Source organism: Winogradskyella aurantia, from assembly GCF_002266855.1.
Taxonomy (GTDB): Bacteria; Bacteroidota; Bacteroidia; order Flavobacteriales; family Flavobacteriaceae; genus Winogradskyella; species Winogradskyella aurantia.
The window spans coordinates 15,790-33,273 of the sequence record NZ_NGJN01000009.1 but is presented as its reverse complement, the minus strand read 5'-3'; the positions used below and the strand labels follow the sequence as shown (position 1 = coordinate 33,273).

Annotated in this window: 15 protein-coding genes; 10 read left to right on the top strand and 5 right to left on the bottom strand. The window is 37.4% G+C overall.

The window, feature by feature from the left end; translation table 11 throughout:
- The first annotated feature begins 2 nt into the window (after positions 1 to 2).
- Complete coding sequence (gene fahA / locus CA834_RS14055) at positions 3 to 1,295, top strand: fumarylacetoacetase (RefSeq protein WP_094969356.1); 1,293 nt, start codon at positions 3 to 5, stop codon at positions 1,293 to 1,295.
- A 24-nt stretch (positions 1,296 to 1,319) separates the two neighbouring features.
- Here the strand turns inward: fahA and CA834_RS14050 are convergent, their stop codons facing one another.
- From CA834_RS14050 to ytxJ, 3 genes are all read right to left on the bottom strand, one after another.
- Entirely contained in the window at positions 1,320 to 2,990 is a 1,671-nt protein-coding gene (locus CA834_RS14050; protein WP_094969355.1) for an RluA family pseudouridine synthase, read from the bottom strand.
- Between the two features lie 40 nt (positions 2,991 to 3,030).
- A complete protein-coding gene (locus tag CA834_RS14045; RefSeq protein WP_133085509.1) occupies positions 3,031 to 3,546 on the bottom strand; it encodes a hypothetical protein in 516 nt (171 codons plus the stop codon).
- Between the two features lie 87 nt (positions 3,547 to 3,633).
- Complete coding sequence (ytxJ, locus tag CA834_RS14040; RefSeq protein WP_094969389.1) at positions 3,634 to 4,017, bottom strand: bacillithiol system redox-active protein YtxJ; 384 nt, start codon at positions 4,015 to 4,017, stop codon at positions 3,634 to 3,636.
- A 168-nt stretch (positions 4,018 to 4,185) separates the two neighbouring features.
- On the opposite strand from ytxJ, the gene clpB reads away from it, so the two are divergent.
- From clpB to CA834_RS14015, 5 genes are all read left to right on the top strand, one after another.
- The gene (gene clpB, locus CA834_RS14035; RefSeq protein ID WP_094969388.1) at positions 4,186 to 6,795 is read left to right on the top strand and encodes an ATP-dependent chaperone ClpB; all 2,610 of its coding nucleotides are present in this window, start codon (positions 4,186 to 4,188) and stop codon (positions 6,793 to 6,795) included.
- Positions 6,796 to 6,971: 176 nt separating this feature from the next.
- Entirely contained in the window at positions 6,972 to 7,835 is an 864-nt protein-coding gene (locus CA834_RS14030) for a TraB/GumN family protein (protein ID WP_094969353.1), read from the top strand.
- Positions 7,836 to 8,100: 265 nt separating this feature from the next.
- Entirely contained in the window at positions 8,101 to 8,763 is a 663-nt protein-coding gene (deoC, locus tag CA834_RS14025) for a deoxyribose-phosphate aldolase (RefSeq protein ID WP_094969352.1), read from the top strand.
- 30 nt (positions 8,764 to 8,793) lie between these two features.
- The gene (gene deoD / locus CA834_RS14020) at positions 8,794 to 9,492 is read left to right on the top strand and encodes a purine-nucleoside phosphorylase (protein WP_094969351.1); all 699 of its coding nucleotides are present in this window, start codon (positions 8,794 to 8,796) and stop codon (positions 9,490 to 9,492) included.
- Between the two features lie 126 nt (positions 9,493 to 9,618).
- Positions 9,619 to 10,503: a histidine phosphatase family protein gene (locus CA834_RS14015; protein WP_094969350.1), complete on the top strand. Its 885-nt coding sequence runs from the start codon at positions 9,619 to 9,621 to the stop codon at positions 10,501 to 10,503.
- Here the strand turns inward: CA834_RS14015 and CA834_RS14010 are convergent.
- A complete protein-coding gene (locus CA834_RS14010; protein WP_094969349.1) occupies positions 10,486 to 11,244 on the bottom strand; it encodes a DUF6503 family protein in 759 nt (252 codons plus the stop codon). The genes CA834_RS14015 and CA834_RS14010 overlap by 18 nt on opposite strands.
- A 108-nt stretch (positions 11,245 to 11,352) precedes the next feature.
- On the opposite strand from CA834_RS14010, the gene smpB reads away from it, so the two are divergent.
- From smpB to CA834_RS13990, 4 genes are all read left to right on the top strand, one after another.
- Complete coding sequence (gene smpB / locus CA834_RS14005; RefSeq protein ID WP_094969348.1) at positions 11,353 to 11,811, top strand: SsrA-binding protein SmpB; 459 nt, start codon at positions 11,353 to 11,355, stop codon at positions 11,809 to 11,811.
- A 97-nt stretch (positions 11,812 to 11,908) separates the two neighbouring features.
- Positions 11,909 to 14,371, top strand: a complete 2,463-nt coding sequence (locus CA834_RS14000; RefSeq protein ID WP_094969347.1) for a DUF5686 and carboxypeptidase regulatory-like domain-containing protein — start codon at positions 11,909 to 11,911, stop codon at positions 14,369 to 14,371.
- Positions 14,372 to 14,379: 8 nt separating this feature from the next.
- Positions 14,380 to 14,913, top strand: a complete 534-nt coding sequence (locus CA834_RS13995) for a hypothetical protein (protein WP_094969346.1) — start codon at positions 14,380 to 14,382, stop codon at positions 14,911 to 14,913.
- A gap of 57 nt (positions 14,914 to 14,970) precedes the next feature.
- Complete coding sequence (locus CA834_RS13990) at positions 14,971 to 16,806, top strand: Xaa-Pro dipeptidyl-peptidase (protein ID WP_094969345.1); 1,836 nt, start codon at positions 14,971 to 14,973, stop codon at positions 16,804 to 16,806.
- On the opposite strand, the gene CA834_RS13985 is transcribed toward CA834_RS13990, so the two are convergent.
- Positions 16,803 to 17,444: a protein-L-isoaspartate(D-aspartate) O-methyltransferase gene (locus tag CA834_RS13985; RefSeq protein WP_094969344.1), complete on the bottom strand. Its 642-nt coding sequence runs from the start codon at positions 17,442 to 17,444 to the stop codon at positions 16,803 to 16,805. The genes CA834_RS13990 and CA834_RS13985 overlap by 4 nt on opposite strands.
- Positions 17,445 to 17,484 lie beyond the last annotated feature (40 nt).

Sequence of the window (17,484 nt, the reverse complement as noted above, 5' to 3'; positions counted from 1 at the left end):
ACATGTCAATATCAGCTAATAATCCCAATCGTAGTTCTTGGTTATACGTAAACAAGAACTCTGATTTCCCAATTCAAAATATACCTTTTGGGGTATTCCTAACCAAAGACGATATTATAACTATTGGAACACGGATAGGTGATACGGCCATTGACCTTGGTGCATTGCATCAATTGGGCTATTTTGATGGCATCCCTTTGACCGATGATATTTTCCTTCAAGATACGCTTAACGATTTTATTGCTGATGGTCGAAAAACATGGCGTTTAGTTAGAAATAGAATAGCGGAGATTTTTGATGCTGAAAACCCAGTGTTAAAAAACAATACGGCACACAAGGAAACTATCCTATTTCGTTTGGATGAAATAGAAATGAAGTTACCCGTCTTCATAGGAGACTACACAGATTTTTATGCCAGTAAGGAGCATGCCACCAATGTTGGAAGTATGTTCAGAGACCCAGATAATGCCTTAATGCCCAATTGGGTACATATGCCAGTTGGTTATCACGGTAGAAGTTCTTCAATCATAACAACACACAGGCCTATTCATAGACCTCAAGGACAAACGATGCCTGAAGGTGCAAAAAGTCCCATTTTTGGCCCATCAAAACTTGTAGATTTTGAACTTGAAATGGCATTTATCACTACAGATGCGAATGATTTGGGAGAACCTATTCCTATTACAGAAGCGGAAGAATATATTTTCGGATTGGTTTTATTTAATGATTGGTCTGCTAGAGATATTCAGAAGTGGGAATATGTACCGTTAGGTCCTTTTTTAGGAAAGAGTTTTGCCTCTTCCATGTCGCCATGGATAGTCACGTTGGACGCATTGGAACCCTTTAGAGTAGAAAGTCCTAAACAAGACCCAGAGCCACTGCCCTACCTGAGAACAACCGGCAAGCACAGTTTCGATATTAATTTAGAAGTTGGCATACAACCTAAAGGCTCGAAAGAAACTACAGTCAGTAGGTCTAATTTTAAATACATGTACTGGAACATGGCACAACAATTGGCGCACCATACTATCAACGGTTGTCCTGTAAATTCCGGTGACATGATGGGAAGCGGTACTATCTCAGGACCAACTGAGGACTCTTATGGTTCTATGCTAGAATTGACATGGAAAGGGACAAAACCCATTAAAATGAAAGATGGTACTGAGCGTAAATTTATAAACGATTACGACACTGTAATCATGCGTGGGTATTGTGAAAATGATGATGTACGTATAGGATTTGGACAGTTAAAAACACAATTACTGCCTATTTTTAATCCAAAGAAGAAAAAATAGTTTCTCAGTTCCTCGCTCAATATCTCAAAAGGGACATTCAGACGTAAAGAGCACATGCTTTTTGCTTACTGGATGTTCAAAACTTAGGGATTCCGCATGCAGATGTAAACGTTTATGTCGCCTTCCATACAAATCATCACCGAGGATAGGGGTTCTTAACCCTTTATGATGTGCAGCGTGCACTCTCAACTGATGTGTTCGCCCTGTAATGGGATAAAAATGAACTAATGTCTTTCCATTTTCAGTTTTAATGACTTCATATTTTGTAACGGCTTTCTTACCATAATCATAACAAACCAATTGTGTAGGTCTATTATTTAAATCCACACGAAGTGGTAAATCAATGACACCGCTGTTAGCATTAATTATACCATCGAGAATGGCTATATATTTTTTTTTTACTGTTCTATTTAGAAACTGTTTTTGCAGATTCTTATGTGTCTTTTTGTTTTTAGCAACTAGCAGCAACCCAGATGTTGACATATCTAAGCGGTGAACCAATAAAGGACCTTTAGCATCTGGTAAATAATTTTGCATTCTGGTTAAGACAGAATCATTTATGGTTTTTCCGGGAACCGACAAAAACTCACTCGGTTTATTGACCAATAATAAATAATCATCTTCGTAAATAATGTCTAAATCACCTTTTAAAGGCTCGGTATGTGCTATCGGATTGGGCTCAACCTTTAAACCCTCCAACATATGTCCTAATATAGGTTCGCATTTACCACGACAAGATGGATAGAATTGACCGTGTTGCCTCACTTCGGATTTAGGTGAACTTCCCCACCAAAACTCAGCCATGGCCAAAGGCTTTAACTTGTTTTCATAAGCAAACTGAAATAATTTGGGTGCTGCACACTCACCAGCCGCTGCCGGTGGTTGAGTTTCAAAAATATCCAATAAGTCTTTATGTTCTCCTTTTGCATTTAAAAACGCATAGCTCTGATGCAATTGTCGCTGTAATTGAGCTGACAATGTTCTTCTCTTGGATTTGAGAGCATTGATGTCTTCTTCTAAAAGGCGTAAGTTTAGCTCTGCAAAAGCTATGCGCTCTTTCCAATCCGCCTTTAAATGCTTTAATTTAAAATGAAAGGCTATACTTTCTTCATCAAGTTGGGATTCATAAGCTTTAAGGACTTCAGGAGACAGGTTTAACCTTGCTTCTTTTCGCTTTTTATCACGTTCCTGTTTTTGAGTTTTCAAGTAGGCCTTTAACGCTTTTAACTCAGACACCGACTTCAATTTTTCTTCTTCGAGGTTAGCTTTAGCCTTGATAAGTGCTTTGGAAGTTTCTAAGGCTTCAATATCGGCATTCATGATATTGAGCTGCTCCTCACCTTTCTTATAAAAACCAGAGGTATTTAAGGTATCAAAAATGGGAGGGACAAAGCCTTTGATATAATTTTTTTCACCCAATTTTCCAGAAAATCCAGCCAAATAGCCAATACTGCCATCTGGAGCTTCGATTAGCATCACGCCAAACATTTTACCGATAACCAGTCCTTTTTTACCTTGGATTAACCCAAAATTATGTTGAAAGTCGTTTTGGGTTTTTAAATAATTTTGCACTTCCTGAGCCGCTTTAATACATAATGGATGTGGCTCATAATAAAAGGGAAAGGTGAATTGCTGGGGCAAATCATAACCTTCAATATCTAAACTGTGGCAAGAGGAGTGTATTGGATTAAACATAAAGCCTATAAATTCTGAACAAAGAAATAAAAAAATTGTCTTAGGGTTTCTTTAAATAGGCACTCAATTGATTATTGATCTCGTTCAATACAGCAGTAATATCTTTGATATATCGTTTGTACTTCCTTATCACTTTACCATTTTTAAAGTAGATATCCCCATTTGAAAGACTAAATTCTTTCCAGCCCATATCGTACTTGCTATTGAGTTTTAGCTTAATTTCAGAGGGTTCAAACTTAAATTGCTCATTTTCAAAGCTGATTCTTATGTCATATTTCACATTGAAAAATTGCTTATCTAAACTAACGGCATTTCCCTTAAAACTTGTTAAGTAAATAGCTTCGCCTTCAACAGTATCATCCACGGATAGGCTAAACGAATTCTCATGTTCATTAACCCAATCCAGTGTTTTGTTGTACAACTCCGTTTTGGTGGAATTATCGATTTTTGTTATCGAAAATTTTGGTGTTAATCCATTTTCCTCGATAACAAATTGGTCTTGACCGTAAACTACAACAATTAAGAATAGGTTTATATAAAAGATGATATACTTCATTGTTCTATTGGTTTCCAAACTTATAGCCATTCCTTACAGATAACATAGTCTAATTACCCAACATCCTAAACGTATTTTATCTCCTCCTTAAAGATGCTTCTCTAACTCTAACTCATTAATAGCTCCGTGAGAGGCATGTGCCACGGCCACACCATTTTTAATGACCAAAAGTTGTGGCGATTGGTGCCTCACTTGAAACTTATGCCCTATTTCATTAGAGACCTCTCGATAACTCAATAGGTCCAGATAATATAAATCGGCATTCATATCTATATTATACTGTGATGTAAACTGATTCATTACCATTCTACTGATACCACAGCGCGTTGAGTGCTTAAATACCAATTGGGTTTTGCCTTTGGATTGTTCTGCAATAGTTTCAATTTGCTTCAAACTAGTCAATGGCGTCCATGGCAATACTTTTTCTTCCTTGGGTGTTGATGACCCAAATAATTTCTTGAACATATGCAATCGTTTTGTATAGAGTCGCAACTTTTGTCTGGCCTTACAAATTGACAAAACGTCATTCTATTTTACAGTTAACCAGACACTTTGTCTTTTTCTTCTTACGTTAATACATTGGTAAGATTATTGACTAAATATAAGCAAACACAACAACAATTAATTACAAATCAAAAGATGAATTTTAATAACTATACTATTAAGTCTCAAGAAGCCATAGGCAGAGCGCAGCAGCTTGCTCAAGGCTTTGGTCATCAACAAATTGAAAATGAGCATATCATAAAGGCGCTTTTTGAAGTTGATGACAACGTATTGCCATTTTTGCTTAAAAAGCTAAATGTCAACACAACAATGCTACAACAGGTTTTAGATAAGGAATTAGAGAGTTTTGCTAAGGTTTCTGGTGGGGAGATTATGCTTTCGCGTGAAGCTAGCAAAACTTTAAATGAGGCATCTATTATCGCTAAAAAAATGAATGATGATTATGTTTCTGTAGAACATCTCATTTTGGCCATTTTTAAATCTAAAAGTAAGATTTCACAGTTTCTAAAAGATCAAGGTGTCACCGAAAAGGATTTAAGTGCAGTAATTGATGAATTGCGTAAAGGAGATCGCGTAACATCCCAAAGTCAAGAAGAAACATACAACTCATTAAATAAATACGCAAAGAACCTAAACCAATTAGCTAGGGACGGAAAGCTAGACCCAGTTATTGGTAGAGATGAAGAAATAAGGCGGATTCTTCAAATTTTATCGCGTAGAACGAAAAACAATCCCATTTTAGTTGGAGAACCCGGTACAGGTAAAACAGCTATAGCAGAAGGACTGGCACACCGTATCATTGATGGTGACGTTCCCGAAAACCTAAAGGATAAGCAAATTTTTGCACTCGACATGGGTGCACTGATTGCTGGTGCTAAATATAAAGGTGAGTTTGAGGAACGTCTAAAAGCGGTCATTAAGGAAGTGACTGGAAGTGAAGGTGATATCGTTTTATTTATAGACGAAATTCACACCCTTGTCGGTGCTGGTGGTGGGCAGGGTGCTATGGACGCAGCAAATATTTTAAAACCGGCATTAGCACGCGGCGAGTTAAGAGCTATTGGCGCTACGACCCTGGACGAATACCAAAAGTACTTTGAGAAAGACAAAGCCCTAGAGCGTCGATTCCAAAAAGTAGTTGTAAACGAACCAGATACCGAAAGTGCTATTTCTATTCTTCGCGGTATTAAAGAAAAATACGAAGCCCATCACAAGGTTAGGATTAAAGATGAAGCCATTATAGGTGCCGTTGAGTTATCGGAACGCTATATCACCAATCGTTTTCTTCCAGACAAAGCTATTGACTTAATGGATGAAGCTGCTTCTAAATTGCGAATGGAAATCAATTCAAAACCCGAAGAGTTGGACGTTTTGGACCGTAAGATTATGCAACTGGAAATTGAGCACGAGGCCATTAAGCGCGAGAAGGATGAAACAAAACTTAAAAGTTTAAAGGCAGAGTTGGCAAATCTCAAAGAAGAGCGCAACGAACTCAATGCCAAGTGGAAATCTGAAAAAGAAGTAGTTGATAATATTCAAACCATAAAATCTAATATTGAAGAGTATAAACTTGAAGCTGAGCGTGCTGAGCGCGAAGGTGATTATGGCAAAGTAGCTGAAATTCGTTACGGTAAGATTAAAGAAGCTCAAGAAAAACTAGAAAAATTTCAAAAGGAATTACAAGAAAACCAAAGCGAGCACTCCTTGATTAAAGAGGAAGTCACCTATGAGGATATTGCAGACGTGGTGGCCAAGTGGACTGGTATTCCGGTTAGCAAAATGCTGCAAAGCGATCGCGAAAAGCTTTTAAAACTTGAGGACGAATTGCATAAACGCGTAGTTGGCCAAGAAGAAGCGATTGAAGCGGTTAGTGATGCAGTGAGACGCTCAAGGGCAGGATTGCAAAACCCGCAAAAACCAATAGGCACCTTTTTATTCTTAGGAACAACAGGTGTCGGTAAAACCGAGCTGGCTAAAGCTTTAGCAGAATACCTATTTGATGATGAAAATGCCATGACCAGAATTGACATGAGCGAATACCAAGAACGCCATGCCGTAAGCAGGCTCGTTGGTGCACCTCCAGGATATGTAGGCTATGATGAAGGCGGTCAGCTAACCGAAGCCGTAAGACGTAAACCCTATTCCGTTGTCTTGTTAGATGAGATTGAAAAGGCACATCCAGATACCTTTAATATATTATTGCAAGTATTGGATGAAGGACGCCTTACAGATAACAAAGGCCGTGTGGCGGATTTTAAAAACACAATTATCATTATGACCTCAAACATGGGAAGTCATATAATCCATGAACGCTTTGAGGCCACAAAGGATATTCAAACTGCTATTGAAGGTGCCAAGGTGGAAGTGTTAGGTCTACTTAAACAAAGTGTGCGACCAGAGTTTTTAAATCGTATTGACGACATAATTATGTTTACACCATTATCTAAAAAAGACATCGTTAATATCGTTGACCTTCAATTGAAGAATGTCACTAAAATGATTGCTCAACAAGGCATAACCTTTGATGCAACTCCTGAGGCTAAAGCATACTTAGCAGAAAAAGGATATAATCCTGAATACGGTGCAAGACCTGTAAAACGAGTGATTCAAAGAGAAGTTTTAAACGAATTGAGTAAAGAAATTCTTTCAGGAAAGGTAACAAAAGACAGTATAGTTCTCCTAGATGCCTTTGACGAGAAACTGGTATTTAGAAATCAAAGCGATTTAGTTGCTGAGGAATTTTAATAAAAACTATACCCTTAACGTAACAAAAAGACCTTAAATCAGTCTTTAAGGTGATTGGTTGGTTAAAAGCAACGCTGACGAAGTTCCGAGACAAAATCGGTCTTTAAAAGTGTTGCTTTTTTTGTTGTAACAAAATTACAATACACGCTACTAACCTTTGAATCAACACTAAAACCATGAAACGTATTTTTTTACTTTTTACCCTTACGGCTCTATGCATTACCAACTTCAATGCCCAACAACTTGAAAATTCAACACTTTGGAAAATAGAAGGTAATGGCTTAGACAAGCCTTCGTATTTATTCGGCACTATCCATATCACCTGCGATGCTACTTTAGACGATGACGTCAAAAAAGCCCTAGATGAAACATCCTTAGTTGTACTAGAGTTAGATATGGACGACCCTAATATGCAGGCGGAAATGATGAAAAGTATGTATATGAGCGACAATAAAACAATTCAAGATTTAGTTTCGCCAGAAGACTTTGCATCTATCGATTCTCTGTTCATTAAAAATATGGGCATGTCAGTAAAAATGCTGCAAAACGTAAAACCCTTTTTTCTCACGGCTTCCCTTTATCCTAAGCTTCTTGATTGTCCAATGCAATCCTTTGAAAGCGAATTGATCAAAGTAGCTAAGGCACAAAATGAAGAGGTTATGGGATTGGAATCTATAGACGATCAAATGCAGATTTTTGAAGATATCCCTTATGAAGTGCAAATAAAAGATTTAGTACGCTCAGCTAAGGATAATTTGGCTTACGACAAAGCAACCTTTACAAAATTATTAGAGATGTATAAATCAGAAGACATTAACGCCATGATAGATATGATGAATGATGAAAATTATACTTCAATTGCCCAATATCAAGATAAATTACTAGACAACCGGAATAAAAATTGGATCCCTATCATTGCCGACTATGCCAAAAAACAACCTACATTTTTTGGTGTTGGCGCTGCCCATTTAGCTGGAGAAAATGGCGTTGTCAATCTTCTAAGGTCTGCAGGGTACAACGTTACGGCTGTACTAAATTAAAGTATTTTATTTAATGCAATTAAAAGAGTCTACGTCTAGACTCTTTTTTGTTCACTTACAATTAGTTAGTGGCACACAAATAAAGTTTTCGACGAAATGCATCGCAAAAATTAAATTTTAACACACACTTTAACGGATAAATCATTAGTTTTGTCGAGCTATTTAATTCCAATATTACTTAAGATACTACTAATCTTGTCGTGTAATCCCTCTAAATTAGAGAATTGCAATAGCTAGTTTATGTAAAAGACCTACTTACTTTATAATGGAATTGAATAGATATATAGACCACACCCTTTTAAGTGCATCTGCAACAGAAGCAGAAATTTTAACCCTATGCCAAGAAGCGTTAAAGTATAACTTTTACTCTGTTTGTATTAATAGTTGTTACGTTCCGTTGGCCAAGCAAGCCTTAGGAAAATCAGATGTTAAAGTCTGTACTGTTATTGGTTTTCCTCTTGGTGCCATGTCTACCGAAGCCAAGGTTTTTGAAGCTAAAAAAGCTATTGAGCAAGGTGCTTCGGAAATTGATATGGTAATGAATATTGGACGCTTAAAAAGTAAAAACCATGTTGCTGTATTAAAAGATATAAGCGACGTGAAACGTGCGATTGGTCTAATTCCTTTAAAAGTGATTTTAGAAATCAGTGAGCTTTCAAAAAATGAGATTGTAAAAGCATGTGAGATTTGTATTGATGCTCGGGCAGATTTTGTTAAAACCTCAACGGGTTTTTCGAAAAGTGGTGCTACCCTCACTGCCGTTAAAATCATGAGAAAAACCGTGAAAGACCAACTCAAAATCAAAGCCTCTGGGGGTATCAGAGATGCTGAAACAGCGTTGAAATATATTGAAGTTGGCGTTGATAGAATAGGCTCATCGTCTGGTGTTGCCATGATGGCGAATCAAACTTCAACTTCATCTTACTAGGAAAGACCTCTTTTTGTTTATTTTTGTACCATGAGTGTACACATCGGTGCTAGTAAAGGCGATATAGCAGAGACAATCCTTCTTCCCGGAGACCCATTAAGAGCAAAGTGGATCGCGGAAACTTTTTTTGAAAATCCTATATGCTTCAACGAAATACGCGGAATGTTGGGCTACACAGGAACATATCAAGGTAAAAAAGTATCTACAATGGGTACAGGTATGGGTATTCCGAGTATGTCCATTTACGCTAATGAATTAATCAAGGAATTCGGTGTTAAAAATTTAATCAGGGTTGGCAGTGCGGGCTCCTATCAAAAAGATATTAAAATAAGAGATGTGGTCTTGGCCATGGCAGCATCCTCAACCTCAGGCGTTAATGAATTGCGTTTTGGTGGTGCGGACTATGCCCCTACTGCAGATTTTGGGTTGTTTATGAAAGCGGTTGAAGCCGCAAAAGCAATGCAAATCCCAATTAAGGCAGGTAATGTTTTGTCTTCTGATGAATTTTATGAAGATAATATCGAGTCCTACAAAAAATGGTCAAAATTTGGAGTCTTGTGTGTAGAAATGGAAGCCGCTGGGCTTTATACGGTTGCAGCTAAACACAATGTGAACGCCTTGGCTATTTTAACCATTTCTGATTCCTTAGTCACCGGAGAGCGCACTACGAGTAAGGAACGTGAGACTACCTTTAAAAATATGATTAAAATTGGCTTGGAGCTCGCTTAATCTATTCATGTAAAATGTACTTCGTCACTTATTGTCGGACCTAAACTATAATACTTTTAACACCTCCATATTACATTTAATTCCGGTGCTGGTGTATATTTAGCACTATTAAGATTAATCAACCTCATGAAACATTTCCTTTATTTTTTGCTTTTCACTTGGTCCACCCTCAGTCTATCTCAGGATATTAGCGACCAAAAAGCCATTGAAAGAACACTGAACCATTACATTGATGCCTTTTATAAGGGTGATACCACTGCCCTTAAAAAAGCCCTTAGGCCACGACTCTATAAATTTGGGTATTGGAAAAACAAGGACACCAACAAATATGAGTACTATGCAAAAATGAACTATGAAGATGCCATGGCATTTGTTCAAAAAATGAAAGATGATGGCAGAACAAGAGATGAAAATGAAATTAGAGACGTTGAAGTTTTAGATATTGGTAACCATATTGCCAGTGCCAAAGTAACAGCAGTCTGGGGAATAGATTACATGACGCTTTCAAAGGACGATGGGCAATGGCTGATAGAGCAGGTCATTTGGGAAGGTCCTTATCAAAAGGCTTACGTTCAAAAACCTGCAACTTATTATTTAATTAGGCATGCCGAAAAAGACATGAGCGATAAGTCCAACAGAAATCCACGCCTCACAGAAACTGGATTGGCACGTGCTGCAAACTGGGCTAAAATCCTTGAAACTGTTGAATTTGACATGGTATATTCTACAGACTATTATAGAACCAAAGAAACCGCTGCTCCAATTGCTAAAGGCAATAATCTAAATGTCACTATTTATGACCCGAGAAACTTGAACATTGATGATTTTATAAAGGAAACAAACGGAAAAACGGTACTTATTGTCGGCCATAGCAATACAACGCCAGCGCTAGCCAATGATTTTCTCAGGGATAAAAAATACAGTCAAATCCCAGAGGACATTCACGGTAACCTCTACATTATAAACCTTGATAAAGACAATTTAACCTCAACCTTATTGTCTTTGGATTAGGTTTACAGAGATATTTTTAAGCTCTATTTTGGATAGAAGATCTAGTTGGTTGTTTTTAAATGCGCTTCCCAAATCCATAAGATCTACAGGCCCAGCCTTAGGCTTGTAATTGTTATAGTCAACAAACCTCAGTCCATTTACATAACGTTCGTTGTAAGCTTCCCTGAATCGCATACCTACCCCATCTTCTTCATTGTATGAATAAGCTAGATAATCTACTTTAAACGTATTTTTATTAACCCAATAGATAAACACATCCTCATAATCTTCACCACCTCCTTTTTTGTCAAAGGTTACTTCAATCTTATAGTAATTTTCATCTTTTATATTTTCTACGCCAAGCAGCTTATGATTAACAGCCGGAGCATCTAAACCATAAGGTAAAACAGAAAAATAATGTACAGAATTGACTGAAGCCGCATACTTTTTGGCCATGGAGTCTGCAACTTGAACAGGCGCCCTATTAATAATTCGTTTAAAGCCCGTGTTATCTAAGATATCGAAAATGGAATCTTGATTCTCATTTACCGTACTTCGGGTTAAAACAAAGCTACCATTATTTCTTTTAGCTCTGTAGAAGTAATCTCTAAACTGAAATCCAATAACTGAGGAAGAAAACAATTCACCGCCTGAAACTTCAATAGATTTTTGAATGATCTCAATTGCGGATTGTTCGGCTGGTTTCTTGTCATTTTTGCAACTAAGACAAACCAATAAGAAGACAAACGTCCATAATTTCATCAACACGGATTTTATGATTTAGTCGCAAAAGTATAAATTCATTTACACTTGTCTTATAATACTTTAACAAGACTTTATTTAAACCTAACTTTATTATCTTTGGCCTGCATGCAAGGAAAAGTCAACATACTCAATAAAAAGGCAAAATTTCAGTACGAAATACTGGATAAATATGTCGCTGGAATTGTTTTATCCGGTACTGAGATAAAATCCTTAAGGGATAGCAAGGCTTCCATTGCCGAAAGCTTTTGTGAATTCAATGATAAAGGTGAGCTGTTTGTTATTAATATGACTATTGAAGAATACATGTTCGGTAACTATTACAATCACAAACCTAAGGCTGAACGCAAGCTTCTGTTGAATAAACGCGAGCTAAAAAAACTGGAAAAGGAAGTCAATATTAAAGGAAATGCCATTATTCCCATACGGCTTTTTATTAATGATAGAGGTTTGGCCAAACTTCAAATTGCTTTGGCAAAGGGCAAAAAGCTCTACGACAAACGCGAAACCATTAAAGACCGAGAAAATAAGAGAAATCTCGACCGTATTAAAAGAAGTTTCCGATAATTTTAGGAATACTATAACAAGAGCACACCAAATTTCATTTTATATTTAGTGTACGAATTAACTTATAATTCATACAGTTACCCATCATCAATCAAATATGACTAAACGCGTACTCTTTTTTTTATTCTTAGCCTTTAATGCATCTATTACCGCTCAGGTCATCGGCACCATCAGTGATGAAAAAAATGAACCCCTTCCTTTTGTAAATATTTTAATTGAAGACACGTATAAAGGCACTACAAGCAACGACGATGGTTATTACGAGCTTAACATTACTGAACTAGGTAGCTATACGATAATTTACACGTATTTAGGTTTTAAAACTGTAAGAAAGCAAGTCAACATCGATAAATTGCCCTTCAAAATGGATATTATGCTTAAGGAAGAACGCGTGTCTTTAGATGAAGTTCTTGTGAGTGCAGATGATAACCCCGCAAATGCTATTATTAGGCAAACCATAGCAAAACGAAAAGAGAATTTTGAAAAAATCAATAATTATAAGGCCGATTTCTACTCTAGGGGTTTAATTAAGATTAAAGACGCACCCGAGAAAATTTTGGGCCAAGATGTTGGGGACCTTGGTGGCGGATTAGATTCTACAAGAAGCGGAATCATATACCTTTCGGAAACTATTTCAAAAATTAAATACCTCAAACCGGATAGGCTCAAGGAAAAAATTACGGCATCAAAAGTAAGTGGCGACGACAACGGCTTTAGTTTTAATAACGCTATAGATGTTGATTTTAATATTTACAATAAAACCATAGAATTCGGAAATGAAATTGTCTCGCCAATTTCCAATAATGCCTTTAGCTATTACCAATATCAATTAGAAGGTGTATTTTTCGATGAGAGAGGTAACCTCATCAATAAGATTAGCGTAATCCCAAAACGAAAAAACGACCCTGTTTTTTCAGGTTCTATCTTTATTGTTGAAGACCAATGGACCATTTATGCTTTAGAGCTTGAAATAACGGGTATTCAAGCACGTATACCTCCAGCAGACATCATTTCCCTGCAACAGAGCTTTTCCTACTCCGAAAGTGATGACATATGGGCGTTGCGTTCCCAAAGTATAGATTTTCAATATAATATTTTTGGTATTAAAGGTGACGGTAGATTTACGGCGGTCTACAGCAACTATGAATTCAATACCGATCTTACCAGACTGGATTTTGATCGAGAATTAGTGGCCTTTGCTCCGGAGGCCAACAAAAAAGACTCTGCGTTTTGGAAACAAATTAGACCTGTACCATTAACCACTGAGGAACTCACAGACTACATCAAGAAAGATAGTATTCAAATTGTAAAGGAGTCCCAGCCTTATTTAGACTCCATTGATCGTGAAAATAATAGATTCAAACTCGGTGATGTTTTAAACTACACTTATCAAAATTCCAAAAAAAAATACAGTTTTGGTTACGGTATTCCAATATCAGGTATTCAATTCAATACAGTTCAGGGCTGGACTACAGAAGCCAATGTTTTCTTTACGAAGAATTATGACGAGTTTAGACGCTATTTTAGGGCAAGTGCCAATTTACAATATGGATTTTCAGATGAACGGCTTAGGGCAACTGGTAATTTAACCTATAAGTTTAACAATACAACACGTCGGTTTCTAACCCTATCTGGTGGCATTAGGGCAGAACAATTCAACCCTTCAAACCCTATTAGACCTATAGGAAATACGATTGTAACACTTTTTTTTCAGGAAAACTACATGAAGTTATATGATCGAAGTTTCGTAGAGCTCAATTATTCTGAAGAATTGTTTAACGGCTTTCGTTTGTTCTCAAACCTTAGTTACGAACGCCGATCTTCACTTAACAATACCACAGACCAAACCTTTTATCCGCAGGCAGGTAAATCATATTTAAGCAATAATCCATTAGACCCAACAAGTGATAGTTCACCTTTTATTGATCACAATATTGTAAAGCTTAATGTATCGGCACAGATCAATTTTGGACAACGTTACTTGAGTTATCCAAATAGCAAGTTGAATATTCCAAATGATAAATACCCCACATTGGTATTGAGTTATGAAAAAGGCTTAGGGTCAACTATTGAAGATTATAATTTCGACCAGATTAAAGCACGGTTATACCAATCCTTTTCAATCGCGGATAAAGGCCAATTTAGTTACAACTTCAGGGCTGGAACGTTTTTTAATGCTGATGCTATAGCTTTTATGGATTTCCAGCACTTTAACGGCAACCAAATTAATCTAAGCCGAAGAGGTAATTACACTGATGTCTTCAATAATTTAGGCTACTATGATTTAAGCACTAATGACAGCTACTTAGAAATGCATGCTGAACATGACTTCAACGGTTTCATTTTAGGCAAAATTCCAATTTTAAACAAGCTTAACCTCAATCTTATTATTGGAGCCCACAATTTGTCCACAATAGATAATAAACCCTATCAAGAATATACGGTTGGCATAGACAATATTGGATGGGGCAAATGGCGTTTCTTAAGATTTGATTATATTAGGTCTTACCAAAATGGCTTTGTAAATGACGCCGTAGTATTTGGACTAAAATTCTTTTAATTTTACGTATGAAAAATCTAATTTCGGGTATTATCCTTTTGTTTTTTATTAATCTTTCTTCCCAAGAATCCTCTAAACAAAACGACTTAACCCTAAAGGTATCTAGTTTAGATAGTACAATTACAACCTTATATGCTGTCATTTCAGGCGACAAAGGTGAAGAACGCAATTGGGATTTATTTAAGCAATTATTTCGTGAAAAAGCTAAACTCATTCCTACAGGAAAAAATAATGAGGATAAAACAACGGTTCGCTATATGACCCCAGAGGATTATATAAAAACCTCCGGGAAATGGTTGTTGGAAAATGGTTTTCATGAAGTTGAAATTTATCGCGTGACAGAAACCTTTGGAAATATTGCTCACGTCTTTAGTACGTATGAGTCGTATCGAAGCAAAGCAGATACGGAACCATTCATGCGCGGCATAAACAGCATTCAACTAATGAATGATGGCAACCGTTGGTGGATTGTAAATATTTTCTGGATGCAAGAATCAGAAGCGCATCCTATACCAGAAAAATATTTGCCAAATAAATCTTAAACCCCAAAGTCATCCAGACCTATTATTTATTTTTACTCTCCTAAACATCAATTCCTAATGAAATTATCACTTAAGCTCAGACACCTTTTAATAGTAATTACATTAATGTCAGCGGCTTGTGTAGCTCAAGAGCCTGCTCAACCTATTTTCAAGGATGGTGAAGCGCAAATTGTTGACGCTTTCAGCAACGCCAATAAGTGGATACGACACGATTTATGGGTAGAAACGGATTTTGATACCGACGGCGACAGTACACCAGATCGAATGCACGTTTCGGTTACACGACCTGAGCAAACCGAAACAGAAGGCTTAAAACTTCCTGTAGTTTATGTATCAAGTCCTTATTTTGCTGGTGTTGCAGGTGACGTTCCCGGAATTATGTGGAATGTAGAACACGAATTGGGAGAAATTGGTCCAGAACGCGTGCATCCAGAAGTAAAGCGTCGAGGCCAAAGACCCATAATCTCAAATTCACATATTAAAAAATGGGTGCCTAGAGGGTATATTGTGGTGCACTCCTCGTCTCCAGGAACTGGTTTATCTGATGGGGCACCAACCATTGGAGGTAAAAATGAATCCATGGCACCAAAGTTTGTCATCGATTGGCTTTGTGGACGTGCAAAAGGATATACCGAAAGAAATGGCGGTGATGAAGTAAAGGCATATTGGTCAACCGGCAAGGTAGGAATGACAGGGACATCTTACAACGGTACCATTCCGCTTGCAGCCGCCACAACGGGTGTTGAAGGTTTAGAGGCCATCATCCCTATTGCACCCAATACATCGTATTACCATTATTACCGATCAAATGGCCTTGTGCGATCTCCGGGAGGATATTTAGGTGAGGATATTGATGTACTTTATGATTTTGTCCACAGTGGTGATGAGGCTAAGCGTCCATACAATAACAAAACAGTTCGAGATACCGAAATGAAAAATGATATGGATAGGGAAACTGGGGATTATAACGATTTCTGGGCTGGGCGTGATTACCTAAATCAAATGGACAATATGAAAGCAGCACTCTTAATGTCGCATGGATTTAACGATTGGAACGTGATGCCAGAACACAGCTATCGTATTTACAATGCAGCTCGGGAAAAAGGCCTACCGGCTATGATATACTATCACCAATTTGGACATGGAGGCCCTCCTCCTATGTCCATGATGAATAAATGGTTTACAAAATATTTACACGGGGTAGATAATGGTGTTGAAAATGAAGAAAATAAGGCCTATATCGTTAGGGAATATGATGATATGGATAAACCAACAGCCTACAGGGATTACCCTAACCCCAAAGCAGAACCTGTTACATTGTTTTTGAATGATGGTGGGAATACGAGTGGAAGTCTTAGTACAAAGCAAAACAGAAAACTGTCTCGTGAAACCTTGGTTGATGATGTTTCGTTCTCAGGTGAAGACTTAGCTACAGCTGAAAAATCAACTCATAGATTATTATATCTAACAAACGTTTTAAAGGAGGATCTTCACATCTCTGGAATTCCTAAAGTGAGTATAACGATAGCTAGCAGTAAACCTGCCGCAAACCTTTCGGTTTGGTTGGTAGCTTTGCCATGGGAAGAAGGCAAGGCGGTTAGAATTACAGATAATGTTATTACCAGAGGCTGGGCAGATCCCAAAAACTATAAATCCCTTAGAGATGAAGAAGCTCTGATTCCAGGTCAATTCTACACCATAGATTTTGAGCTTCAACCAGACGACCAGATTATAAAGGCTGGACAGCAAATTGGTTTCATGATTTTTTCAAGTGACAAAGAATACACCTTGCATCCTAAACCGGGTACGGTCCTTACATTAGATTTGAACAAAACCAGTTTAACCTTACCTATCGTTGGTGGCAAAGAAACCTACAAAAAGGTAACGGATTAATTCTTGTTTTCAAGTAATGGCACAAAACGAAACTCACCGAACTCGTGTTTTTCAAATTCCTTGTCGTCTTTTCTTATGAACAAAGTCATCGTCTGGACTTCATCCCCGACAGGAATTACTAGTCTTCCTCCAATAGCTAACTGACTTAAAAGCGGTTTTGGAACAAATGGTGCGCCTGCAGTTACGATTATACCATCAAAAGGCGCTTCCTCGGGTAAACCCTTGTAGCCATCACCAAAAACAAGTTTCTTAGGTCTGTAACCTATCTTAGGTAAAAACTTTGAAGTCTTTTTAAAAAGCTCTTTCTGTCGTTCAATGCTGTATACTTTAGAACCTAATTCCAATAAAACAGCAGTCTGGTAACCACTTCCTGTCCCTATTTCCAAAATTTTATCACCTTCTTCAATTTGCAATAACTCGGTTTGGAATGCCACTGTATACGGCTGGGAAATTGTTTGATCAGCTCCAATAGGAAAGGCTTTATCCACATAGGCATGATCTATAAATCCAGAATCCATAAAGAGATGCCTAGGTATCTTACCGATAGCCTTTAAAACATCGCTATTAGTTATACCCTTCTCAGCGACCGTCTTAACCAGTTGCTGCCGCATGCCCTTATGCTTAAATGTATCTTTCAAAGCTTAGTTTAGTTTATGCGAAATTAATTTAAAGAATCCC